The organism is Chryseobacterium sp. L12, from assembly GCF_056133985.1.
The window spans coordinates 95,395-121,364 of sequence record NZ_JBVYOF010000019.1; the positions used below are offsets into that span (position 1 = coordinate 95,395).

At 36.3% G+C, this 25,970-nt stretch carries 22 protein-coding genes; 2 read left to right on the plus strand and 20 right to left on the minus strand.

From position 1 onward, the window contains the following. Positions 1–112: 112 nt before the first annotated feature. The 5 genes from AC0NBN_RS12255 to AC0NBN_RS12275 form a co-directional block, all read right to left on the minus strand. Positions 113–583: a DUF6702 family protein gene (locus tag AC0NBN_RS12255; RefSeq protein WP_143885509.1), complete on the minus strand. Its 471-nt coding sequence runs from the start codon at positions 581–583 to the stop codon at positions 113–115. A gap of 60 nt (positions 584–643) precedes the next feature. Next, positions 644–1,396: an LOG family protein gene (locus tag AC0NBN_RS12260; protein ID WP_143885510.1), complete on the minus strand. Its 753-nt coding sequence runs from the start codon at positions 1,394–1,396 to the stop codon at positions 644–646. 7 nt (positions 1,397–1,403) lie between these two features. After that, a complete protein-coding gene (locus tag AC0NBN_RS12265; protein WP_160813332.1) occupies positions 1,404–2,117 on the minus strand; it encodes a nucleotidyltransferase family protein in 714 nt (237 codons plus the stop codon). A gap of 70 nt (positions 2,118–2,187) precedes the next feature. Next, positions 2,188–2,598: a RapZ C-terminal domain-containing protein gene (locus AC0NBN_RS12270; RefSeq protein WP_089743536.1), complete on the minus strand. Its 411-nt coding sequence runs from the start codon at positions 2,596–2,598 to the stop codon at positions 2,188–2,190. 90 nt (positions 2,599–2,688) lie between these two features. Continuing rightward, positions 2,689–3,708, minus strand: a complete 1,020-nt coding sequence (locus tag AC0NBN_RS12275) for a phosphotransferase (RefSeq protein WP_160813334.1) — start codon at positions 3,706–3,708, stop codon at positions 2,689–2,691. Between the two features lie 50 nt (positions 3,709–3,758). Here AC0NBN_RS12275 and xrtF point away from each other — a divergent pair, with 50 nt between their 5' ends. Next, on the plus strand, positions 3,759–4,289 hold the full coding sequence (xrtF, locus tag AC0NBN_RS12280; RefSeq protein ID WP_160813335.1) for an exosortase family protein XrtF: 531 nt from the start codon (positions 3,759–3,761) through the stop codon (positions 4,287–4,289). Beyond that, positions 4,276–4,719, plus strand: coding sequence for an exosortase F system-associated membrane protein (locus AC0NBN_RS12285; protein WP_160813336.1), 444 nt, complete (start codon positions 4,276–4,278; stop codon positions 4,717–4,719). Before xrtF ends, AC0NBN_RS12285 begins: the two co-directional genes overlap by 14 nt. A gap of 23 nt (positions 4,720–4,742) precedes the next feature. On the opposite strand, the gene AC0NBN_RS12290 is transcribed toward AC0NBN_RS12285, so the two are convergent. From AC0NBN_RS12290 to AC0NBN_RS12360, 15 genes are all read right to left on the minus strand, one after another. Then, positions 4,743–5,738, minus strand: coding sequence for a cation diffusion facilitator family transporter (locus tag AC0NBN_RS12290; protein ID WP_143885515.1), 996 nt, complete (start codon positions 5,736–5,738; stop codon positions 4,743–4,745). Positions 5,739–5,899: 161 nt separating this feature from the next. Further along, the gene (locus tag AC0NBN_RS12295; RefSeq protein WP_160813337.1) at positions 5,900–6,892 is read right to left on the minus strand and encodes an aspartate-semialdehyde dehydrogenase; all 993 of its coding nucleotides are present in this window, start codon (positions 6,890–6,892) and stop codon (positions 5,900–5,902) included. 67 nt (positions 6,893–6,959) lie between these two features. Continuing rightward, positions 6,960–7,394 (minus strand): hypothetical protein, encoded by a 435-nt coding sequence (locus tag AC0NBN_RS12300; protein WP_144281499.1) that lies wholly within the window; start codon positions 7,392–7,394, stop codon positions 6,960–6,962. An 81-nt stretch (positions 7,395–7,475) separates the two neighbouring features. Continuing rightward, a complete protein-coding gene (locus AC0NBN_RS12305) occupies positions 7,476–10,076 on the minus strand; it encodes a TonB-dependent receptor plug domain-containing protein (RefSeq protein ID WP_160813338.1) in 2,601 nt (866 codons plus the stop codon). A gap of 212 nt (positions 10,077–10,288) precedes the next feature. Beyond that, positions 10,289–11,149: a carboxylating nicotinate-nucleotide diphosphorylase gene (nadC, locus tag AC0NBN_RS12310; RefSeq protein ID WP_160813339.1), complete on the minus strand. Its 861-nt coding sequence runs from the start codon at positions 11,147–11,149 to the stop codon at positions 10,289–10,291. 24 nt (positions 11,150–11,173) lie between these two features. Further along, positions 11,174–12,745, minus strand: a complete 1,572-nt coding sequence (gene nadB / locus AC0NBN_RS12315) for an L-aspartate oxidase (RefSeq protein ID WP_160813340.1) — start codon at positions 12,743–12,745, stop codon at positions 11,174–11,176. A gap of 25 nt (positions 12,746–12,770) precedes the next feature. Beyond that, positions 12,771–13,400 carry an NAD(P)H-dependent oxidoreductase gene (locus tag AC0NBN_RS12320; RefSeq protein WP_160813341.1) on the minus strand — a complete coding sequence of 210 codons (630 nt, stop codon included), beginning with the start codon at positions 13,398–13,400 and terminating at the stop codon, positions 12,771–12,773. A gap of 118 nt (positions 13,401–13,518) precedes the next feature. Further along, positions 13,519–15,771 (minus strand): T9SS type B sorting domain-containing protein, encoded by a 2,253-nt coding sequence (locus AC0NBN_RS12325; RefSeq protein ID WP_160813342.1) that lies wholly within the window; start codon positions 15,769–15,771, stop codon positions 13,519–13,521. A 158-nt stretch (positions 15,772–15,929) separates the two neighbouring features. Continuing rightward, positions 15,930–16,406: a ribonuclease HI gene (gene rnhA, locus AC0NBN_RS12330; RefSeq protein WP_143885523.1), complete on the minus strand. Its 477-nt coding sequence runs from the start codon at positions 16,404–16,406 to the stop codon at positions 15,930–15,932. A gap of 53 nt (positions 16,407–16,459) precedes the next feature. After that, the gene (gene dnaB, locus AC0NBN_RS12335) at positions 16,460–18,055 is read right to left on the minus strand and encodes a replicative DNA helicase (protein ID WP_143885524.1); all 1,596 of its coding nucleotides are present in this window, start codon (positions 18,053–18,055) and stop codon (positions 16,460–16,462) included. Positions 18,056–18,214: 159 nt separating this feature from the next. After that, positions 18,215–20,275: a T9SS type B sorting domain-containing protein gene (locus tag AC0NBN_RS12340; RefSeq protein ID WP_160813343.1), complete on the minus strand. Its 2,061-nt coding sequence runs from the start codon at positions 20,273–20,275 to the stop codon at positions 18,215–18,217. Positions 20,276–20,389: 114 nt separating this feature from the next. Then, positions 20,390–22,453, minus strand: a complete 2,064-nt coding sequence (locus tag AC0NBN_RS12345) for a T9SS type B sorting domain-containing protein (protein WP_160813344.1) — start codon at positions 22,451–22,453, stop codon at positions 20,390–20,392. Between the two features lie 90 nt (positions 22,454–22,543). Then, entirely contained in the window at positions 22,544–23,779 is a 1,236-nt protein-coding gene (locus AC0NBN_RS12350) for an MFS transporter (RefSeq protein WP_474468494.1), read from the minus strand. Positions 23,780–23,873: 94 nt separating this feature from the next. After that, positions 23,874–24,236, minus strand: coding sequence for a hypothetical protein (locus AC0NBN_RS12355; RefSeq protein WP_143885528.1), 363 nt, complete (start codon positions 24,234–24,236; stop codon positions 23,874–23,876). 69 nt (positions 24,237–24,305) lie between these two features. After that, the gene (locus AC0NBN_RS12360; protein WP_160813345.1) at positions 24,306–25,805 is read right to left on the minus strand and encodes a GH3 auxin-responsive promoter family protein; all 1,500 of its coding nucleotides are present in this window, start codon (positions 25,803–25,805) and stop codon (positions 24,306–24,308) included. Positions 25,806–25,970 lie beyond the last annotated feature (165 nt).

The following is a 25,970-nucleotide window of genomic DNA, read 5'->3' on the forward strand; positions in this document are numbered from 1 at the left end:
ACTTGTTATACTTAATAATAAGTCTTTATTTATAACAAAATTTACTTGAGTTATTGAAACAAAAAAGTCAGCAATATTGATATTGCCGACTTTTGCTATTTAATATAGGTTTTTAAAAAGTAACTTCATTTACTTCCTTTCCGCGCTGAAAATTCATCGTTCTCAGATTTCCTTTGTAAGCAATGTTGACAAGGTTAATCTGCTTCGGAAAAGCACTCAAAAGTATGGTATTTTTAATTTTCAGACTGTTAATATCCGAAACTCCGGATGTTTCAAAATAAACCCAGACTGTTTCTCCGCTTACCTGACTTCCTGTAAAGGTCAGGTTTTTTGGAGCATCATTCACAAATACGTCAAAATTATTATTAACATATTTTTTTACTTCTGCCTCAAATCCGGCTGTATTTCTATTGATTTTTATAGCATCGGAAATATGGCTCGTATTCATCTTCGTTGTAAACTTCAGGGTCTTGCTTCCGTCGATATAATCAACTTTAGTCATAGAAGAGTAGAAGTCTGCAACATTAAAACTCATCATTATTATTAATGTAAGTGCACTCAAAATATAGAATAATCTTTTCATCTCAATTGTTAGATTTTCAGCATATTGCTTAGTTTATAACAGGCTCAAATAATATGCCAATTAAAAGTTAACATTTACAGAATATTTATCGTAAAAAGCCTTGATGTGTGCTACTGCTTCATCGGCAGTATCTACTACACGGTACAGATCAAGATCGCCTTCAGAGATCATACCTTCTTTGAGCAATGTTGCTTTGAACCAGTCTAACAGACCACTCCAAAACTCTGTACCCACCAAGACAATCGGGAATCTTCCTATTTTGAGGGTCTGAATTAAAGTTATGGCTTCAGTAAGTTCGTCTAAAGTGCCAAATCCGCCCGGCATAACGATAAATCCCTGCGAATATTTTATAAACATTACTTTTCTTACAAAGAAATAATCAAAATTCAGCGAATACATTTTGTTGATGTAAGGATTGAAATGCTGTTCAAAAGGCAGATCAATATTTAATCCTATGGATTTTCCCTGTGCATTGAATGCTCCTTTGTTACCGGCTTCCATAATTCCCGGTCCTCCTCCGGTAATGACACCAAATCCTATTTTTGTAATCTTTTCAGCGATTTCTACCGCCATCTGATAGTATTTGCTTTCTGGTTTCAGCCTTGCAGAACCGAAAATTGAAACACACGGGCCAATTTTCGCCATTTTTTCGTAACCTTCAACAAATTCCGCCATGACTTTAAAAACCATCCAGCTGTCTTTAGTAATGGTTTCGTCCCAGGTCTTTTGTCTTAAACTATTGTGCAGTTTGGTTTCGTCGATCCGTAATTCTACATTTTCTAAGCTTTCGTCTTTTGTATTTTTATTTTCCATCTTCAGTTTATTTAAAATATTTTTCAGCTTCCACCACAGATTCAGGTCTTCCAACGTCTATCAAAATATTGCTGTGTACATACCCATGAATTTTTTCGGTATGCATCAGATCCAGATATTCTTCCATCACAGAAAATTTTCCGGTTCTTTTAATCTTATCAAAAATAATAGGATTAATGCAATGCACTCCGCTGAATGCAAGAGGTTTAAATCCTTTATTAAATTCTGCAAGACGCTGTTCGCCTGTCTGCACATTCAGCCATCCACGTAAAACCAAATCTTCATTAAACAGTAATTTACGCGAACTTTCTCTGTCTGAAACCGCTAAGGTAACAAAATCTTTAATTTCTTTATGATATTTAACAAATTCGTTGATATTGATATCCGTTAAAATATCAGCATTCATAATGAGGAAATCTTCGCCATGATTCAGAAATTTTTTGGCAAAAACAAGACCGCCGCCCGTTTCAAGAAGTTCATCCGTCTCATCTGAAATTTCAATTTTGCAGTTAAAATTATTATTTTCTTTTAGAAACTGAATAATCTGATCTCCGAAATGATGAATATTAATCACAAAATCATTAATACCAAAACCTTTAAGATAATTGATATTTCTTTCCAGAAGTGCTGTGCCATTTACTTTTGCCAGAGCTTTAGGATGATGATCTGTAAATGGCTTTAGGCGGGTTCCTTTTCCTGCTGCAAAAATTAATGCTTTCATTATTGATTGTTGATATGTGATGAACGATGATTGACCATTAGATTTTTAATATCATTTAATTTATCAATCATTATTGATGATTAAGTTGGTGCTGCTCATCATGATGCAGGCTGATTTCGACCTTATCACCATACTTTTCTTCTATGAAATGAGTGATTTTTATGGCTGAATAGACCGATCTGTGTTGCCCGCCTGTACATCCGAAATTGATCTGCAGGTTTTCAAAACCTCTTTCCAGATAATTATCAATCGTAATGGAAACCAGATTTTTAATAAGTTCTAAAAACTTTGGCATTTCTGTTTTGGTTTCCAGATATTCCTGTACTCCGATGTCGTTTCCGGTCTGAATTTTATACTCTTCAACTCTTCCGGGATTTAAAATTCCCCGGCAATCGAAAGTAAATCCGCCTCCGTTTCCTGTTTCATCTTTTGGAATTCCTCCTTTTTTATAGGAAAAACTATGTATGTCTATGTGCAGCATTTTGTTGTTTAATGATTTTAATTTTTTGACCATTAAGGTTTTTTATAAGACAATTGAAGCTTTATATTCTTAACTTCTTAAATATAAAACTTACTGGTTTAATATCTTTTCAATTTTCAGTTTTGTTTTTTCTGAATTTAACTGTTCAATCACTTTTATAAGCTCAGGAAAATCACTCATCATTTCCCAGCTTTGAGCAAATTCTGTAATGTTGTCTACTCCTTTTCCGATGCTTTCAATGAAATGCGGCTTCTTTTGAATGAGTCCCCGCAAACCATAAGCCCCCAAAACCTGAAGAAATCTCATCATCTTAATAGGGTTTACCGATTTTTTTAGTTGATGTTGAACGTCTTTATTATCAGATAATTGAATGTAAAATTCAAGCATTTCATTTTTAAAATGTTCAGAGAAATTGGCTTTTGCCTGAAACAGAAAAGAAATAACATCATACATCAGTGGACCTTTCATTGCCGACTGATAATCAATGAATGAAACCTCATTCCGTTCATTTACCATAATGTTTCTTGATTGAAAGTCACGAATCATTAAACCTTTCGGTTCCAGACTTTCAATCAGATTAACCATTTTTTTAAATTCTTTCAGAAGTGATGATTTGTGATATTCAAGTTCCAAAATGTCTGCAACAAAATTTTTGAAATAATATAAGTCATGCATTACCGGTAATTCATCATAACTTTCGTATTCAAAAGTTTTGGCGAAGTCTATTTTACCATCAGTTTTTGTCTGGAGTATAAACAGTTTTTCCAGAGATTGTTTTATAAGAGATCTTACGCTTTCAGATGTTCCCTGTTCTGCAATTATTTCAGATAATGTTTTTTTTCCAAGAAATTCCTGAATATACATTGTTCTGTCTTCCGAAATTGTATAAATTTTTGGAGTATTAAGGTCAGATTGGGTGAAAATTTCCGAAAAATAGATGAAACTTTCATTCTCCCGGATATTTTCGTTATAAGTAATGATGAATGTGCCTCGTGAATTTTCTGCTATAAAATTGACTCTTGCAGATCCGCTCTGTGCCAGTGAAGCAAAGCGGGTTGATCTTTCATCATAATGATTTTCAAAAAATAATTTTGCGCGTTCTAATATCATAATACTGAAACAAATATACTAATTTGAATCCTAATTTTTATATTTGCATCATGCTAAAGGATTTTAAACCTGTTTTGGGAATTCTCTTACGCTTCATCATTATTTATCTGGTGTTGCTTTTTGCGTATCAGTTTTATCTGAACAGCTTTAAAGATTCAGGTTTAGATCCATATTCGCGTATGATTGCCGATCATGTGCGTATTGTTCAGGAGACTTTAGGCTTCAAAACTTTGCTTTATGATGATGTTCCCAAGCAGCAGATATGGTTTTATATCAGAACAACTGCCGTAAGCAGAATGGTAGAAGGCTGCAATGCAATATCTATTCTTATTTTGTTTTTAGCGTTTATTTTTGCTTTTTATAAAGGAACTAAAACTTTCGTTTTTGCAGGAATAAGTCTGCTTTTGCTTTATGTGATGAATGTACTTCGCATTGTAGGACTTAATATCATCAACAGTGATTACAGCAGTTATGGAAAAATGGCTCATGATTATTTTTTTCCGGCAGTTATTTATGGAAGTGTGGTTGTTTTGTGGCTGGTCTGGATTAAATTTTACGCTTTAAAAAATGAAAATTCTTAGCTTGTTTTTCGTTATTATAGGATTTTGTGGTCTTGTAGGCGTAAGAATGCTGGAAGACAAGATCTTCTATGATCCTTTTTTAGATTATTTCCATAAAGCAGACCAAAGTGCTGCTTTTCCGGAGTTTGTTTGGGGTAAGCTGATTATTCATTATATATTCAGATTTATTCTGAACCTGTTTTTTTCCTGTGTTATTATACACTTTTTATTTAAAAATAAAGAATGGACAATTCAGGGAGCGATACTGATCACGATTATTTTCCTTATTACATTTCCGATATTTCTATTTTGTATCTACAACCGTTTTGAAATAGGATATCTTTTCTCATTTTACATGAGACGGTTTGTCATTCAGCCGTTGATTCTTCTTCTGATTGTGCCATTGTTTTATTACCGGAAACAAATGTTGACTAGAAATAATAACTTTTAATATCAGATAACTTCATTTCAGCTTCAAAAAGTAGTATGCTTCTCCACGCTGGTGACGTTTTCGGGAGTCCATTGTATACGTTTGACCAACGGATGTTCCCGAACCGGACAATCCATGATTTGGCAGATAGAGCAGGAGATGGGTTTACAATCGTCCATGTGAAAATTAAATTCTACCGTCCTATTGGTGTTTTTAGCCAGAAGAAGAATTACATTTTCCATTTCTTTATGAGCTTCACGAAGACTGTAATACCAAGGGAGTGTAATGTGCGCATCAATGTGAAGGGATGACCCGAACTGCTGAATTTTCATGTTGTGAATATCAATCCATTCTGTTTTTCGGTTGTTTTCCAGGAGTTCGATGATTTTATTGAGAAGTTCAGGATCCTGCTCATCCATAATTCCGCTCAGAGACTTTCTGACGATTTTATAGCCTATGAAAATAATGTATAATCCAAATAAGAGTGCAACCAATGAATCAATCCAATAAATCTTGGTGAAATATACAATGATTAAACTTACAACAACGCCCAAAGTAGTGATGGTGTCGGACTGCAAATGTTTTCCGGAAGAAATAAGGACAAGGGAATTTTCTTTTTTACCTTTTTCGATGGAGATATATCCAAGAAGATAATTGATTATCGCTGTTGCTGCAATGATGGCAATTCCCCAATCCAGTTTATTTAAAATCTTGCCGACAATCAAACTGTTGATTCCTTCATAAATAATCATCAATCCTGCAATACAAATGAGAGCACCTTCAATTCCTGAAGTTACAAATTCTACTTTTCCGTGACCGTAAGGATGATCTTCGTCTTTTGGTTTTGCTGCAAGATAGAGAGAATACAATCCCATAAATGCACTGATGACATTGACAATACTTTCCATTGCATCAGAAAAAACAGAATCGGAATCGGTAAGTTTCCAGGCAATGATTTTTCCTATAAACAAAAGAATTCCGAATGCGGCAATGATTTTCTGAAACCCTATTTTATCGTTATTTATTTTATTTGCTATCATTTTTCTACCGTTCAATTTTGAACAATTTTATTTATGTTGATGGATTAACCTATTCTTTAGAAGCTTGTTTTCAGGCTAACAGCTGAAAACGATTTGTTATAAGCTTATTTATTTGATAAAAAAAAGAATCTCGTTTGAGACTCTTTTTCTTTTTTGTTAGTTTATACTAAGTTATTTGCCACTAAGTATTCTGCAATCTGTACAGCGTTGGTTGCTGCGCCTTTCCGCAGATTGTCTGCCACAATCCACAGATTGAGTGTTTTTGGTTGTGAAAGATCTCTTCGGATTCTTCCTACAAAAACTTCATCTTTTCCTTCAGAATATAAAGGCATCGGATATTCGTTGTTTTTTACGTTATCCATTACAATGACTCCCGGAGTTTCAGATAAAATTTTTCTTACTTCATCCAGATCAAATTCATTTTCAAATTCAATGTTTACACTTTCAGAATGTCCTCCCTGAACAGGAACTCTTACGGCTGTTGCTGTTAAATTAAAGGTATCATCGCCCAGAATCTTTTTAGGCTCTTTCATCAGCTTAATTTCCTCTTTGGTGTAATCATCCTCTGCAAAAACATCGCAGTGTGGTAAAGCATTTTTGAAGATTTGATAAGGATATACTTTTTCTGCAGTGCTGTCTCCTGAAATTTCGGAATTTAGCTGGTCTACAGCGGCTTTACCTGTGCCAGTAACAGACTGGTAAGTGGAAACGATAACTCTTTTTAGGTCATATTTTTTATTCAGCGGTCCTAAAACCATCACCAGTTGAATCGTGGAACAGTTCGGATTGGCGATAATCTTATCTTCTTTAGTAAGAACATCTGCATTGATTTCCGGAACTACCAGTTTTTTAGTAGGATCCATTCTCCATGCAGAAGAATTGTCGATAACCGTAGTTCCTGCTTCAGCGAAAAGAGGAGCAAACTCCAGAGAGGTTCCGCCTCCTGCCGAAAATATAGCGATTTCAGGTTTGGCAGCTATAGCGTCGTTCATGCTTACGATGGTAAAATCATCCTGTTTATACTTCACCTTTTTACCAATAGATTTTTCCGATGCTACCGGAATTAATTCTGTGATAGGGAAGTTTCTCTCTTCAAGAACTTTAAGCATAACCTGACCCACCATTCCGGTAGAGCCCACTACAGCTACTTTCATTTTGTAATTAAAAATTTAAGATTAAATTATATTGCTTGCCTGAAAATCAAATCTGGCAAAAGATTTTTTATCCGAATAATCTGCCCCACTGGAAAGCCCAAAGCATTAATGCTACAGCTATCAACGCCATGATAACCCAACTCATATTGAGCCTGTCATTTGTTTTAAACTTTTTGTTGACAATCGTTAATAATACAGCAGCAATGATCATTGCAGTAGGATGCTCAACATAGGTATTTCTGGCAACAGCATCTTTCATCAATATTCCTGCTTCTTTCGCAGCTTTGAAACCGGGTGAAAAGAAAAAAAGCATTACCAGACCTATCAAAGCCTGAGTATGAAAGAAAATCATTGTAAAAAGCGTAGACTTTCTCAAAAGCTTTGAAATTTTCCCGGAATATCCGAACATGGCTGCCAAAAGTGCTACGACAAAAACTGTAGTGGCAAGTAAGATTAAATAAGCAAAACCACGGTGTGCCTGAAGCATGATGTTGAAATCCATAATGTATATTTTTATTAGATGCAAATATAAAAAAATCCCAGCGATAAAGCCGGGATTTGGTATGTAATAAAAGTTAATTTATTAGAACTTGTAGGTAAGATTTGCAGACCATGTTCTTCCGAAACCGAAGTAAACTTGGTTTCTAACATCAATACCTTTATAGTTGGTTGTGTTGGTAGCATTATTATAAATACTTGTTCTACCTTCAGATATATATACTGTGTCTAAAACATTGTAGATGTTAGCACCTATAGTTAGTGCATTTCTGTTTTTGAAGCTGAATGTATAGTTAACACCAGCATCCATAAGGTTGTAATCCGGCAGTCTCAAAGTTCCTTTTTGAGCAGCTTCAGGAAGCTCACCTGTAGTCATGTTTACCATAAAATCATTTACGTTGATGTTTGAATACAAGTTGCCTACAAATCTCCAGTTAGCAAAAACTCTTAATCCTTTTACGGGTTTTACCACAGCTCCTAAAGAAGCAGTTAATTGCGGTGCGTCTCCAACTTTTGCCTTGTCAAGAGCTAAAGTTACAGTATTTGTTCCTCCTTGCACTGCAATTGGCTGGTTGTTATCATCAAAAACTGATCCTTCAGCATTGCCTTCATATTTATAATCTCCCCATGAGAACATACCTTCAAATTCAACATATTTTCCTAAGTTGTAGAACATTTCTAGTTCTGCACCATAGTGAACCTGAGTAATTCCTGAAATTTCAGCGTAAGCGTTCGGAATTGATACGTTATTTACATCAGTAACAGTAAGGCCTGTTCTTCTTTGAAATCTGTCTGCCCAAGATGTTCTGAATAAGTTAACATTAGCTCTGAAATCACTAGAACGAAACCCGTAACCTAATTCAGCACCAAAAATTTTCTCATTAGTTAAATTTGGATTAAGAACCTGTCTGTTGCTAGGGTAAACTCCGCTGAAGAAAGGCTGTCTTGAGTAGTAACCCACATTTCCAAAAACATTATGCTGAGAATTGATGTTGTAATTGAGTCCTCCTTTAATGTTGTATCCTAAAAGGTCTTTGAATGGAGTTTTTCTGTTTACTATCTGACCTTGTGGAGTGTTTGGCTGTCTTGTGATACCATCTACGATCCAGTTATCAATTCTTTGGAATGACTGATTGGAGGCAGCACCTTGTAAAAATACAGACAATTTATCATTTGAATATTCTATCTGACCAAAGGCACCATAGTATAATACACGACCGTCATAATTTCTGCTCACAATCTGAGTTTTATCTTTTATAGCTTTAGCAAAAGGGTTTGCAGATGGAGATACAGATTGCGTAAGATTAGCAATAAAACCAGCCGGTCTGTTTAAATCTTGTCTTTCCTGATAGCCTGTGTTGCCTAGTAAATCTGTAAGTACTCCTGGGTGATAACCATAATAGTATCTTGCATCTACACCAACTGAGAAATTAAGGTTTTGATTAATTTTATGGTTGAAGTTTGATAAAATTCCGTACCAGTCGTGAGAGTTAATATGAGCTCTTCTTACAATTCCATTGTTGCTTCTTGCAATTCCAGGACCTGCTGGGAAAGTATTATTGTTTCCAAAATCAGAAACATTGCCTCCTTGATTCCATCTTGCGATATCATCCCATCTGATAAGTCCATCAGCAGTTCTTGGTAAAGAGCCAAAGTTTGTGTTTTTACCGTTAATAGAGCCAAGAATACCAGTTCCGCCACCTCTACCCCAAGATCCGTAAAGTACTGTGGATAGTTTTGATTTTTCAGACATTTTGTATTCCCAGTTAAAAGAAGCAATTGGTTTTGAGTAGAAGTTTCTGTTGGTCGAGAACTGACGTGCAGTTCCGTCTTCATCAGTTAAATATCCCCAGTTAGGATTGTATCTTCTATTAGGATCATCAACACCGTTTCCAAATTTCAGATATGTTGCAATGGTACTGGAAAAATTTTGATTATGCCATTGAGGTGCTCCTGTAAAAGTGAATTGAAAATCATGTTTTTCATTTGGCTGAAAACCTAACGCGAAATAGTAGTTGTAAGCTTCAAAATCACTTCCGTCTATATACATTGCTCCAGCTGTTCTACTCATTAAAAATGAACTAGACCAACCTTTTGCGTTTTTACCTGTGTTGTATGAAAAGGATGTTTTCAGGAATCCGTCATTTGCTAGTCCCAAACTTACCATACCCTGTCTGCGCATATCGGCAGATCTTGTAAGGATATTAATTGTTCCTCCTACTGAAGGAATTGCTAATTTAGAAGCCCCCAAACCTCTTTGTACCTGCATTGCAGAAGTTACTTCGGAAATACCTGCCCAGTTGCTCCAATATACCTGCCCGTTTTCCATATCATTTACAGGCATACCGTTTACCATTACTGCGATATTCTCGTTGCCAAATCCTCTGATTCTTATTGAAGAATCTCCAAAACCACCTCCGCCTTTTGTAGCATAAACTGATGGTGTAGTGTTTAATATTTCAGGGAATTCCTGATTTCCTAATCTTTCAACAATTTGTGCAGCTTTAATGGTAGAAACAGCAACCGGAGTTTTTCTGTCTTTTGCAATATCGGCAACACCAGTAAGTACAACTTCTTCAATGTCCTTGGAAGATGATGCAGTATCTCTTACTTGTTGTGCATAATAAACGCTCGCTGTGGATAATGTAATTATCGCAGTAAGCATTGATTTGTTGATTAATTTCATAATCGTAAGTAATAGTTAGAATTAATTTTTCTGCAAAATTCGGCAAATAAAATTTAACTATTATTAACTGTATGTTAATTTTTAATCAGTCTTAATAATGTTTAAATAATTGATTTTCAATATTTTATAATTTAATTCAATTTTAGCATGAAAAATATCATATTATTTATAATTTAACAATTAGGGCTTGTTTTTGATAAAAATATAATGTTTTATTTGATTGCTTTTAAACTTAAATCAATATTTTCTGCTGAGTGTGTGAGTGCGCCAGCAGAGATAAAAGTAACTCCTGTTGCTGCGATATCTTTGAGCTGATCTCTGGTGATTCCTCCAGAAGCTTCACTTTCACAAGATCCGTTGATGAGTTTTACGGCTTCCGTCATTGTGGCGATATCCATATTATCAAGCATGATTCTGTCAACCTTTGCGTTGATCGCTTCCTGAACTTCTGCAATGTTTCTTGTTTCTACCTCAATTTTAAGTTTTTTCTTGTTTTTTTTGATGTAGTCTTTCGCCATTTTCACAGCATTGGTGATGCTTCCATTATAATCAATATGGTTGTCTTTCAGCATGATCATATCGTACAAGCCGTATCGGTGGTTGGTTCCGCCTCCTATTGCTACTGCCCATTTTTCACAAACCCTGAAATTAGGTGTAGTTTTTCGGGTGTCTAAAAGTTTGGTTTTAGAGCCGATCAGTCTGGAGTCCCAATCGTGAGTCAAGGTTGCTATTCCGCTCATTCTCTGCATGCAGTTTAAAACCAGTCTTTCTGTGGAAAGAATGGATCTTGCACTTCCGGAAACAATAAAAGCAACATCTCCAACATTGGCGGTTTCTCCGTCTTTGATGAATGTTTCTACTTTTAAATTTTTGTCAAATGTTTTAAATATGATTTCTGCAAGCTCAACTCCTGCCAAAATACAGTTTTGTTTTACCAGAAGTTTTGCACTTTGCTCAAGATCTTTTGGGATAGTAGAAAGAGTGGAGTGATCTCCATCCTGAATATCTTCTTCCAGAGCCCGTTTGATGAATTGTTTCAGAACTTTATCTGTAGCGTAATTTGGTCTTTTCATTATATTGAATAATAATCAATTATTTTAAATTAAATCCTTATTGTAAAATGCCCCTCTATTTTGAGTCATTTCCATGGATTGGGTAATGATGAGATGAGCAACGGTCGTAAGATTTCTCAATTCTGAAAGTTGTGGTGAAAGAATAGAGTAGTGGTAGATTTCATCAACGGCAGCTGCAATCTCAGTATGTTTTTGCAATGCCATTTTCAATCTGCTGTTACTGCGTACAATTCCTACAAGATCGCTCATCATTTCCTGAAGCTGTTTTCTCAGATAGGAAACAATCACCATCTCATCAATGATTTTCATGCCTTCTTCGTTCCATTCCGGAACTGCTTTTAGATCATCAAAGTTGAAATTATTTTCTTTTAGCAGTTCTACGGTTTTAATGGCTGCGTTATGACCAAAAACCAAACCTTCCAAAAGTGAATTGGAAGCAAGTCTGTTGGCTCCGTGCAGACCAGAATTAGTACATTCTCCTACAGCGAAAAGGTTTTTTATAGAAGACTGTCCGTCTTTATCAATTTCAATCCCGCCCATCAGATAGTGACATGCCGGAACTACTGGTATCAGTTGTGTAAAAGGATCTACCCCTTCATCTTTACATTTCCTGTAAATATTAGGAAAATGCTCCAGGAATTTTTCATGATTCATTTCACGACAGTCCAGACCAACATATTCGTCTCCGGTAATCTTCATTTCGGCATCAATCGCTCTTGCGACAATATCTCTGGATGCCAATTCTTCACGCTCATCATATTTGTGCATGAATTTTTCGCCTCTTTTAGTTCGCAATTTAGCTCCGTCACCTCGTACTGCTTCCGATATTAAAAACAGCATTCCGTCAATTTTACTGTATAAAGCTGTCGGATGAAACTGGTAATACTGCATATTGGTCACTTTTCCTTTGGCGCGTGCAACAAAAGCAATTCCGTCTCCGGTGGCAATTGTAGGGTTAGTGGTGTTTTTATAAACGTGTCCTGCTCCTCCGGTAGCTACAAGGGTGATTTTGGACGTGATTTTTTTGATGGTTTTAGAGTTTTCGTCTAAAATATAGGCGCCGTAGCAGTGAATTTCATCCTCATTTAATTCTTTTCCGGGAACATGATGCTGGGTAATAATATCAATCACGTAATGATGGTCTAAAATTTCAAGATTAGGACTGTTTTTTACGGTCTGAAGCAATGCTCTTTCTATTTCAAATCCTGTGATGTCTTTGTGGTGTACGATTCTGTTTTCTGTATGTCCGCCTTCTCTTCCTAAGGTAAATTCACCGTTTTTTTTATCAAAATTGGCTCCCCATTCTACAATTTCTCTGAACCTTGCAGGTGCTTCTTTTACTACCATTTCAACAACGCTGCGTTGGCTTTCGCCATCTCCGGCACGCATGGTATCGTCAATATGCTTTTCGAAATTATCATTTTTAAAATCGGTAACAACTGCAAGACCGCCCTGTGCATATTTTGTATTGCTTTCGTCTTCATCAGATTTTGTTACGATAATGATTTTTGCATCAGGGAGCTGCTCTGATATTTTAATAGCGTAAGACAAGCCGGAAATTCCGGAGCCAATCACTAATACATCTGCTTTTATCATAGGGGAGATTTCAGATATTCTTTTATTAGATAAATTTAAACAATTTTTCGTTTGGCTTTCTTACTTTTTTCATGTACTGAAACTGATCTTCTTCCGAACGGTAACCTAAAGCCAGTGTAACGGTAACTTTTTCTATTTTGGAATCAATTTCTAATATTTTTTCTAAAACATCCTGTCTGAAGCCTTCCATCGGACAGGTGTCTACGTTTTCTAATGCCGCAGCGTACATAAGATTTGCCAGAACAATGTATGATTGTTTTTCTGCCCAGTTCAGAAGTTCGTTTTCAGTTTGCTGATTAATATGCTGATTGATGTTGTTTTTAAATGATGTAAGCTGTTCCGGGGCAATATTTCTTACTTCTGAAATATGATTAAAATATCCGTTGATATAATGGTCTTCAATTGTTTTTTTTGAAACAATCACAACAAGATGTGAGCATGTCGTGATCTGGGAAGGATTATAAAATGCGGGAATAAGCTTCTGCAGCATATCATTGCTCTGTATGACAAAAATTTTGTAAGGCTGTAATCCCTGTGAGCTTGCAGAGAGTTTACCCGATTCCAGAATATTTAAAAGTGTACTTTCCGGAACTTTTATATCAGGTTTAAATTTTTTTACAGAATATCTTCTGCTGAGGGCTTCCAAATAATTCATAACACAAATTTAGCAATTGAATATGAATAAAATCGTTTTGAAAATTACTATTAGCAAATTTAAATAAAAACCACCCTTAATAGAGTGGTTTCAATTTTAATATAATGATGAAAAAAAATTATTCTCTGTTTTTCAATAGCACCCATCCATTGTAAGTTGTCGGAGTATTATTTTTGTCATTTTCTACCCATGTAATAGTGTACCAGTAAGTTCCTGTTGATAGTTTTTTGCCAGCGGAAGTACCTTCCCATTTGTAGTTTCTCAATTTTCCTGCTTCATACTTCATGTTACCATATCTGTCATACACAGTGAAGGTAAGATTTTTTTTGTAAGCTAATGCAGTGTAATCAATAACATCATTTATATTGTCTCCGTTGGGTGTGATGACGTTGATAAGATTCGGAATGGTAATCTGTACTTCAGACGGTGTGCAATTATAGAAATCTTTTACGTAAAACTTGTTTTCGCCTCTAGGAAGATCTGTGAAGATATTAGAATCCTGCCAATTGAATCCGTTGATGGAAAACTGATAAGGAGCTGTACCTCCCAAAACATTCACTGTAGCTGTATTGTTTTTGATATCAATACTGGAAATGACAGGATTTACGGCAACTTTTACGGCAGCAGTCTGAATAGTATAGCAGTTTCCTGTTTTTAGTCTTACCCAATAAGTTCCTGCCGGAACGCCTTGTATTGATTGTGTCGTTGCGCCCGTACTCCAAAGATAATCTGAAAAACCAGGACCGGCATCTAGTGTTGCTCTTTCATTAATGCATATTGTTTTGTCTTTTAAAACAGTTGATTTTACTGGCGGCGTAACTTTTAATGTAATTTTTTTAATGATAAAACAGTTACTAATGGCAGTTACTTTTACAAAAACTTCTGAGTTAGAAGAAATATATGCGATTGGATTGACGATTTCATTGGTTCCGTTTAAAGCATTGTCAAAGGAGGTATAAAATTTCTTGGTAAGTCCTGTGTCACTGGTAACATTTGCTGTTGTGAGATTGAATAATCCGGTTGCAGTATTGGTTTCTATAAAACAAGATTCCAGCGCAGCATCCTGTACAACGGGAAGAGGGAAAAAGGCTAAAGTAATTTCCGCATTTCCGGTACATCCTTCCGGAGTGGTTACTTTTACATATACTTTACCTGGTGCTGAAACATAAGCTGTAGGATTGGTTATTTCGTTTATTCCAGCATTGAGATCAGCTAGAGTTTTAAAGTATTTTTTAGTGACTCCGGTTACAGCTGTTACATTGGCAGATGTAAGATTGAAGACCGCTGTGGTTGCGCCGTTGTTATTACACGCAGAGATAGTTCTGTTGGTTGCGCTGAAGTTCCCTAAAGTAAGCTGAATGTTTCCGTCTGGGTTGTCACAAAGCAAAGCAGAGTTGTCTTTGATAATTACATTTACCGTTGTATTGGCATTAAACTGATAATTTGCAGGATTTGCAACAGGAGTTCCTCCAACTGAATAAGTAAAAGTATATCCCGAAGGATTTGCAACAAACTGAGAATTAAGAGAAGTAAGGTTTACAGCTCCCAAACCTGTTGTCGGATTGGGGCAGACCTGTTGTGTAACGGATGGCTGTAAAATAGTCACTTTATCAGTAAAAACTTTTACATTCTTTATTGAATGTCTTGCACTAGCTGCGCCTGTAGAAGCAGAAAATCCAAAATACCCCTGTGTCATTCCAACGGCAGCACCAGAAGGCGCAAAAGATTGATCTACTACCAGATTATTGTCGATCTTTATTTTTATAATCCAGTTGTTGACATTAGCGGGGTTAACTTCACCAGTCACCTCAACATGTTTATAAGCTACCCCTGTAAAAGGTTGTGTAGCAATAAGATCTGCAGTATGGTAAGTGCTTCCCGGTGTGTTGTTGAATTCAATATTAGAGCCTGCAGTATTATTGGTGCCGTACAGTACGTGAACTTTACTCATCTGAGCTTCGGTAGTATTGTTGAAAATATCAAAGCCTACCATCAGTCCTGTTGCATTAGCCGGAATTCCCAGTCCGCCTCCGGAAGTGTATGATGCAGGTGGATTGGCGAGATACCAAAAAGCCAGACCATCACCTTTGCCATAAGCTGGGGTTCCGTTTCCGTCGATTCTAAAATCAAATTCTACGCGCCATTTGTCGCAATATTTTAAATTGATGGGAGCATTAAGCTTAATACCTCCAACCTGTGAAGTCTGGTCTGCTGTGAGCTGAATGAAATCTGTATTCACAGAAGCAGAAGGAACTACGTCCCATCCGGTTGTATTGACCGGGTTTCCTGTAAGCTGATAAGTTTGTGAGAATAGCTTTCCTAATGTACAAAATATGAAAAAAGGTACATAAAAGAATAGATTTTTATTCATGTATTAGTTTTTACTTAAAATTAGTTGGGTAAAGATATTAATTATCCACTAATAAATGAATGTGTTATGTTAATTTTGCTAAAATTAATAGTTATTCCTCAATGAATATAGTGTTAAACAATAAAAAGGTTATTGAATCTGCAATTGCTTTCAGGATCTTAAAATAAGAGATTGCTGTCTGGATTTTCAAAATAATGGTCGACCTCTAAACGGTCTGAAGCCGCCGCTGTAACGGCAAGTTTGTCACAAAGTTCATTTTCGAAATGACCTGCATGACCTTTTATCCAGTGTAATGTAGGTTTGTGAAGATTAAAAAGAGGGATAAACCTTTTCCATAAATCAGGATTTTTTACATTTTTCCAGCCCCTTTTTACCCATCCCGAAATCCAGTTTTGATTGACTGCATCTGAAACATATTTGCTGTCTGTAAATATGTGAATATCATTTTCAGTAGATTTCAGTTTTTCCAATGCAGTAATTACGGCTAAAAGCTCCATTCTGTTATTGGTTGTTTTTCTGAAACCTTTAGAGAATGTTTTTTGGTAATTTTTCTCGGGGACTTTCATCAGGATTCCATATCCTCCTTTTCCGGGGTTTCCGCTGCACGCTCCGTCAGTGTAAATTTCAATTCTCATAAAATGATTGAGGATTAGGTCAGGTAAATTGTTAAATCAATTTTACTTTGATCTTAAAATGGAAAATCATCTTCATCGTCAAAATCATTCATAGAAGATCCTGAAAGTTTAGAATTGTCAGGAAGGTCGAATGCTGCGCCGGGCTGAATGGTTGTTTTAATTTTGTCAAAACCGCTTGGTTCTCCAAAACCAGATCCTGACGCCGATGGCGAAGAGAAATCTGAACCGTTAAAGGCTGCTTCAATATCTCCGAATTTTGCAAAATGTTTCAGGAAAGACAGTCTTACATCTGCTGTTGCACCATTTCTGTGTTTTGCAATGATGAGCTCTGCCTGATTTTCGGTAGAAGTCTCCTGTCCCTCTTCGTCATTGTCCCAAACCGCAATTTTATAATATTCTGGTCTGAAAATAAAAGATACAATATCTGCATCCTGCTCAATAGCTCCGGATTCTCTCAAATCAGAAAGCTGAGGTCTTTTTCCAGGACGTGTTTCCACACTACGGGACAGCTGAGAAAGTGCAATTACAGGGACATTTAGCTCTTTGGCAATTGCTTTCAGGGAACGTGAAATCATAGAGATTTCCTGCTCTCGGTTTCCGGTGCCTTTTCCGCCGCCACCTGCAGTCATCAGCTGAAGGTAATCTACCATGATGAGTCTTACGCCGTGCTGCATTACCAGTCTTCGGCATTTTGCTCTGAAATCAAATATAGAAAGCGATGGTGTTTCGTCAATGTAAAGTGGAGCATTCTCTAATTCAGATACGTTTGAGAACAGTCTTTGCCATTCCTCATCATCTAAAGTTCCTTTTCTGAGCTTTTCTGACGAAATCCTTGTTTCTGAGGCTATCATTCTGGTAATCAGCTGTACGGACGCCATTTCGAGAGAGAAAAGAGCCATTGGAATTTTGTGACCTACAGCGATATTTCTTGCCATTGACAGCAGGAAAGCTGTTTTTCCCATTGCGGGACGGGCTGCAATAATGATAAGGTCAGAATTTTGCCAGCCTCCTGTTTCTTTATCCACATCTCTGAATCCGGAAGGAACTCCGGAAAGTCCTTCTTTGTCTTTTAAAGATTTGATGGTTTCAATAGCCTGTTTTACTAAAGAATTTGCAGTATCAAATCCTTTTTTTATGGTTCCGTTGGTGATTTCAAAGAAAGATTGTTCGGCTTTGTCTAAAAGTTCAAAAACATCTGTTGACTCTTTGTACGACGAGTCGATGACATTTGCTGATACGTTGATTAAGCTTCTGAGAATATATTTTTCCAGAATTACCCTTACATGATACTCAATATGTGCTGAGGAACTTACGCCCATGGTAAGCTCAATGATATAATGGTCACCTCCGGCTGCATTCAGTTTATCAGTTTTTTTAAGCTCCTGAATGACCGTCATGATATCAACGGGATGGTTGCCTTCGTATAATTTTAGCAATGCAGAAAAGATCACCTGATGTCTTGGGTCGTAAAAAACTTCAGGTGTAAGAAGATCAATAGAATAATCTAGCCCTTTTTTATCAATTAAAAAAGTACCTATTACCAGTCTTTCAAAATCTACTGCATTGGGAGGCATTTTTCCGTCTGCAATCGACAATTCTCTAGCAAAATTACCTTGTGTAAGTGAAGAGAGTGTTTCTTTCTGCGCCATACTGCAAAGATAGTTTATTTCAAAAAAATAATCTGAAATGAGTAACTAATATTTCTATGTTGATAACTTTAAAATAGCCTTAAAACAATAGCTAAAATAGTGTTGATAAAAAAATCACCCCGATTATGAGGTGATAGTTTTTTATTGAAAGATATAAGGTTATTCTCTGTTTTTGATAAGAACCCAACCGTCATATTTTGTTGGAGTACTGTTAGGATCATTTTCATTCCATGTAATAGTATACCAATACGTACCTGTACTTAGTTTTTTACCACCGGAAGTTCCGTCCCATTTGTAGTTTCTCACTTTATCTGCCTGATAAACTTTATTTCCGTATCTGTTATAAACTGTGAATACTAAATTCTTTTTATAAGCTAAAGCAGAATAATCTATCACATCATTTACATTGTCTCCGTTTGGAGTAATTGCATTGACAAGGTTTGGTACTGTAAGCTGTACCTGAATAGGATTACAGTCGTAAGTATCTTTTACGAATATTTTGTTTTCACCTCTTGGTAAGTCAGTAAAGACATTTGAAGACTGCCAGTTGATTCCGTTTAAAGAATATTCGTAAGGTGCAGTTCCTCCCGAAGCATAGACTGTGATTGTATTGTTTTTAATATCAACGCTTGCAATAACGGGCTGAGGTGTAGGATAGATATTTACTTGCTGATATGTAAAACATTTACCAGTTTGTAATCTTACCCAGTAAGAACCTACGCCAACACCCTGAATAGTTTGCGTTGTAGCTCCTGTGTTCCATTCATAACTATCAAAACCAGAGCCTGCGTCTAAAGTGGTTCTGTCTTCCATACAGATTGTTTTATCCTTTAAAACAGTAGACTTTACAGGAGGCAATACTTTTAAGGCAATACTTGTAATGGCATAACATGCATCTGTACTTGTAACTCTTACATAAACGGTTGTAGCGTTTGAAATAAAATTGTTAGGATTTGTAATTTGATTGGTTCCCGACAAAGCATCAGCCTGAGTTCTGAAGAATGTCTTTGTAGCTCCTGCCAAAGTAGTAACATTCGCTTGAGTAAGGTCAAAAGTTGCGGTTGTAATAGCGCTTTCAATAAAACAAGACTCTATTGTAGCAGGTGTTAAAGTCACTACAGGATAAAATTGCAGAGTAATTGTCGAGTCGTCTGTACATCCTTCTACGGAAGTTACTTTTACATAAACTGTAGCAGCAGCAGATACGTAAGCTATGGGATTAGTTATCTCATTAGTCCCGGCATTGAGATCTGCTAAAGTGGGATAATATTTTTTTATGGCAGTAGGATCATCAAATACACTTGCTAAAGTAAGATTGAATGTTCCAGTACCTGCATTATTGTTGTTACAGGCGGTAAGTGTGGCGTCTTTAGCCACGATATTTCCTTGTTTGAATTTGAATTTACCAGTTTGATAACATCCATTAATAGGATTGTTTGGATTTGAAGGATCGTTATATTCAACTCTAAAGTAATAGATGGTGGTTCCATTTATTGTAGTAGTTGTGATAGGTTGGTCACCTGTAATTGCATCATTAACATTATCATGGTAACTGATTGTAAAAGCTGTATTGCCATTTAAAATACCACTGCTTAAGGTAGTGAAGTCAAACTGCATTGGTAATGCGCATTTGAGGATCTCCTGTGGATCTGCAGGGTTTGGTGCAGGATTTCCAGGCGTAATAAAGGGGTTTGGCGTTAAAGCAGGATCTGAAAATGGCGAAGATAATGATGCGGTACCGCTCCATAACAATGAAAAGCCACTATTTGCTGCGTTACTATAGTTATCAATTACCAGATAATAAGTTTGACCAGCCACAACATCCAAATAAGGTTCAAAATAAGCTGAACCACTTGGTGTAAGTTCAAGACCCGTGTTTCCTGTGGGAGAAATTCCGGCAAAATTACATCTGATAGGCGTTCCCAATGCGGAACACGTTGCGTTTGGTGCATAAACTGCAAAGTCATAATCGGTACTGTTGTTAACTGCATCAATTGTAAATGCTAATGTTCCGGAGGTTTGTACTGTAAAAGTATACCATACCGAAAAGTTTTCATCGTCAATTAAACATCCTCCTAAGTCCTCCAAAATATTTCCCGGACCACCAGGAGTGAAGGAAATATCTGAGTTACCGCATACCGGAATTGCCGTAATACAATCCGATTGCGAATAGAAGAACTGCGATAATGTTATAATAAAAAGAAGTAATATTTTTTTCATTTTAAAATGATATTTAGAACAAATTTACTTAAAAATTTATTTGTGGAATGTAATATTTGCAATCAAAAATGCAAAAAGCCGCAAAAAGCGGCTTTTATTATAAGGTAATAATTCTTATTCTCTGTTTTTTACCATTAGCCAGCCAGAATATTTGATTGGCGTTTTGGTTTTATTGTTTTCATTCCATGTGACAGAATACCAGTAGTTGCCGGTAGAAACCCTTTTGCTTCCGTTGGTAGTTCCGTTCCATTTGTAACCGTTGGTTTTATCAGCTTGATAAACTTTTGCGCCATATCTGTCAAAAATACTAAGAACAAGGTTTTCTTTTCCTGCTAATGCGGAATAATCTATTACATCATTTATTCCGTCTCCGTTTGGTGTAATGACATTTACCAGATTCGGAACGACAATGTTTACCTGTATCGGCTCACAATCGTATGAATCTTTTACATAGATAGTGTGATCGCCTCTTGTTATGCCAGTAAATACGTTAGAATCCTGCCAGTTTACATTATCAATAGAATACATATATCCCGGTGTTCCGCCCGTTGTATTTACGGTAATAGTGGTATTTGAAACATCAATGTTAGAAACTACCGGCTGTTCAGATGCATATACTTTTACAGTCTGTGTAGAAGTACAGTCTCCAGTTTTAAGTTTTACCCAGTAAGTGCCTACTCCTACATTAGAAATTGTCTGCGTAGTGGCACCTGTACTCCAAAGGTATGAGCTGAATCCCGGCCCTGCATCTAATGTAGTCTTGTCTTCAAAACAAATGACTTTATCCTGTAAAACTGTAGAATATACCGGAGGGAAAACAATTAAATTCACTTTAGCAACAGTAAAGCAGCCGTTCCCGTCAGTAACTCTGATATATACTACTCCTGTTGGTGCAACATAGTTGGTGAAGTTGGTAATTTCGTTTGTTGAATTTACCGCATCTGTCATAGATGGGAAATACTTTTTAGTAGTTCCGGTTGGATTATTGATTAATGCCGTTTCCAGATTAAATGATCCTGTTGAAGGGTTCGATTCAATAAAGCAGCTTCGCAGCGTTGCTTCCGTTACTGTGATAACAGGATAAAACTGTAGCTTGATCTCTGCAATATCTGAACATCCAAAAGGAGTAGTTATCAATACAAAAACCGAACCTCCAGCAGATGTATACTGATAAGGATTAGCTATTTCTATATTGTTATTAAGATCATACATTGAGGCATAATACTTTTTAACATAAGTAGGATCATTGATTACATTCGCTGTCGTAAGGTTGAACACTGCCTGTCCTGTATTATTGTTATTACATTCTGTAAGCGTATCATCGGTAGCAACGATAGTACCGTCTTTAAATTTAAACTCACCTGTCTGTTTGCACTTGTTGATAGGATTATTCGGATTGGTAGGGTCGGTATAAGTTATACTGTAATAATAAGTGTCTGTCGTATTTACTGTAATTGGAGTTGTGATAGGATTGTCTCCGGTCAGCAAATCATTGGTGTTATAATGATAGCTTACGGTAAAATTTGTATTGCCATTGATGATTCCATTGGTTAAAGAACTAAAATCAAATGTTGCAGGATTGGAGCAGACAATAATTTCGTTCGGAAGAGTAGGGTCTGCGTTTGGTAAGCCTGGAGCAATAAAAGGATTCGTAATCAGTGTAGGATCATTAAATGGTGATGCTAATGTAGCTGTACCTCCCCATGTAAGTGAAAACCCGTTCGGACTGTTGGAATAATTATCAATTACCAAATAATATGTTTCACCAGGTAAAACATTCATAAAACCGCTCCATTGCCCATTTACAGCTGGATGTACTGTTGTAAGGTTAAGTCCTGTCGGCCCATCAAGACCGGAAAAGTTACAGCGAATAGGTGCTCCTAAATTGCTACATGCTTTATTAGGACCATAGACTCCAAAGTCATAATCATCATCAAAAACATTAGGATTTATTGTAAAAGTGAGTGTTCCTCCGGTTTTAATAGTGAAAGTATACCATACGGAATAATTTTCATCATCACTCAGACATCCTCCTAAATCTTCAAGGATATTACCCGGTCCGGAAGGGGTATAGGATATTCCCGAGTTTCCACAAACTGTAATCGCTGTAGGACAGTCAGATTGTGCAGAAATCATCTGAGAAATAATCATTAAAAATATCAGTAAAGCTTTTTTCATTTTGAAAAATTTTTAAGCACAAATATAAAAAAAATAACAATCTAATGGTAAGTTTTTTATTTTGCATGTATTGTTAACGATAGATCACTCCTAATATTGCATTTTTCTTAATCTTGAGTTGGAAATTCCTACAATTGCGGCAATAAGCACCGTCATACTGCCTCCCAGAATAACCGATCTTACCACTCCGAAAAGTTTTGCAGCCAGACCGCTTTCAAATTGTCCCATCTCATTGCTAGACATGATGAAAATAGAATTGGCACTCAATACTCTTCCCCGAATATGATCCGGAGTTTTCAGCTGGACAATGGTGCCTCGGATCACTACTGAAATTCCGTCCAGCATTCCGCTCAGAACAAGAAACATGAATGAAAGCCAGTAATATTCCGATAATCCGAATCCTATAATACATAACCCAAAGCCGGCAACAACAGCCAGTAAAATTTTGCCCTGATTTTTTCTTAGCGGCACCAAAGAAAGCGTTGTAATAATAATCATTGAGCCAATATCTGATGCAGCATTCAGTAATCCTAGACCATTGGCTCCAGATTTTAATATATCAGTAGCAAAAACAGGAATCATGGCAACCGCACCGCCAAAAAGTACAGCAAACATGTCCAGACAAAGTGCTCCTAAAATTTCTTTTGTTTTAAAAATATAGGAAACTCCTTCTTTAATGCTTTCCATTACTTTTATTTCGTCTTTTTTGTGTTCAGAAAACTGGGGTTTAAGCTTCCAGAAGAAAAATGAAGCTAAAATCATGAAACCAATTACAGCAACCAGCGTCCATTTAATTCCATAAAACTCAATTAAAAATCCGCCTGCTGCATGACCGCAAACAGATGAGATCAGAAATGTTGCCTGATTTAATGTAATTGCATTGGGAAGATTTACTTTTTTTACAATTTTAGGAATCATTGAAGGTACTATAGGACCGATAAACGCTCTTGCAATTCCGGTAAGAAAAATTACGGCGTAAATAAAATAGGTAATTTCATGTCCGGAAAAGTGAAGTTTAACATTCAGAAAAGCAGGGATGAGTAAAAGACTGATGAGAAATACATAGGCGTAGTTACAGATGAGCAGCAGTTTCTTTTTTTCGTTCATGTCAATAACATGACCTGCATATAAAGCACAGCTTACAGCAGGAATTACTTCAGAAAGTCCTATCAAACCAATTGAAAACGGATCTTTTGTAAGCTGATAAACCCACCATCCTAATAATGTTGCCAACATTCTGAATGCTAAAACAATAAAAAATCTTCCGGTAAGAAGATTTCTGAATTCTGTATTTTGTAGTGTTTTGAGCGGTAAAGATGAAATCATGGTGCAAAAATAGCCTTAAATCTTCATTCAAGGCTATCTGTATTTTTTATTTTCTAAAGATAAATAAAATATCTATTGAGAGATAAAGTCTATTTTAATCTGCGCGCGATGAGCTGATCACAATTGCAGCGGCTGCAGCGGCACCTATTACAACAGCGCCTGTCGTTACTCTTGCTTTTGATCTGTCTTTCACAGATGCGATATTAGCTTTTGGAATTACCACTTCCGTACTGTCTTTTTTGCCTTTTGTGCCAATGATATTATCACCTGCTACATTTCGGAATAAAATCGTTTGCTTTTTTGAACCGTCTCTTGGAGTTACTACATAGATTTTTCCTGCTTCAAGATTAGAGTAATTATTTTGTGCAACATCTTCGCTGTATTTTGTAGTCGCGCATGATGATATCACAAATAACGACGTTAATAAAGATGATTTTAAAAGTACAGATGCTTTCATTATAATTTTTTAGTTTTTCAAATTTATAATTTTTTTTGAATATATGTTTTTGTATTGAAGAAAATATAGCTAAATTTTATAAACTTTCAGCAAATCTGCAATTTTTCTGTCATTTGCCAGTCTGGGAATCTTATTTTGTCCGCCCAGTTTTCCTTCAGATTTTGCATATTCATTGAAGGCATTTTTTCTGAGTTTTGAAATTTTGAGTTTCTGCAGAATGTTCCCTGAAATGAGATCGTCATAATATGAGTTTCTTTTTCTGAGCTGATCGTCAAGCTCGCTGCTGAATAAATCGAAGTTTTGCGGTTCTTTTTCAAATTCAATAAACCACTCATGATAAGGTAATTCTTTTTCAGGGTTGACTTGAGGGGCAAGATGAAATTCAGTAATCTGTGCAGGATGCTTCTCCAATGCCGCTTTCATGGCTTCTTCCACTTCAAAGGCAATGACGTGTTCTCCAAAAGCTGACGTAAAATGTTTCGTTCTTCCGCTTACCAGAATTCTGTGCGGTTGTTTTTCAATAAATCTTACCACATCACCGATGGAATATGCCCAAAGTCCGGAATTGGTTGTAAGAATTAATGCATAATCTTTATTAAGTTCAACATCTTTCAATGTCAGTCTTCTGGCGTTGGGTTTGCCATATTCTTCCAGCGGAATAAATTCATAAAAAATTCCATGATTGGTTAAGAGCAACAATCCTTCTTTCGTGTAATCATCCTGAAATGCAAAAAAACCTTCTGAGGCAGGAAACGTCTGAACGATATCTACACTTCCGCCCAGAAGTTCTTCCATTTTATCGCGGTAAGGTTCGTAATTTACACCGCCTGTAACAATAAGCTGAAGATTGGGGAAGATCTGTTTTATTTTTTTGCCGTGCTTTTCAATCAGTTTTTCAAAATACATAATCAGCCATGGCGGAATTCCCGAAATCAGAGTCATGTTTTCTTTTTCGGTTTCTTCCACAATTTTATCTACTTTGGTTTCCCAGTCTTCTATCAGGTTGGTTTCCCAGCTTGGCAAACGGTTTTTCTGGAGGTAATTTGGAATGTGATGGGCAACAATGCCCGAAAGTCTTCCGGTTTTGATCCCGAAAACTTCTTCCAGTTCCGGGCTTCCCTGTAAAAAAATCATTTTTCCGCCTACAAAATCGGCATTACTTTTTTTTGCGATATAATGAAAAAGTGCACTTTGAGCTCCTTTTACCTGATAAGGCATTCCTTCTTTTGAGATCGGAATATATTTTGCACCGGAAGTAGTACCGGAAGTTTTTGCAAAATATTCAGGAGTATCTGTCCAGAGGATATTTCGCTGTCCCTTTTTCACTTTTTCTATATAAGATTTCAGAGCTTCATAATCTGCGACAGGAACTTTATTTTGAAAATCCTGTACAGAGTGTATTTCTTCAAAGCCGTGCGTTCTTCCGAAAAGCGTTTTTTCTGCATGCCTCACAAGCGAGAGCAGCAGTTGCTCCTGATGTTTCTCTGCATTTAGTTTGAAATCCTGTGCTTTTCTTACGCTTTTTTTTGCCCAGATTAGTGCCGCCTGTTTCTTTAGGAAATTTAACATGGTTCAAATTTATAAATAAGATAAGATATGAGAGTGAAAAATTTGGTATGATTCGCTAATTTACTTTCAATAAACTATTATGTGGCTATTTTTTCAATAGTATTGAAAATTTCCGTTTACTGTATGTGATAGTCAAAATTTACTTAAATAAAAATGCTGATTCGA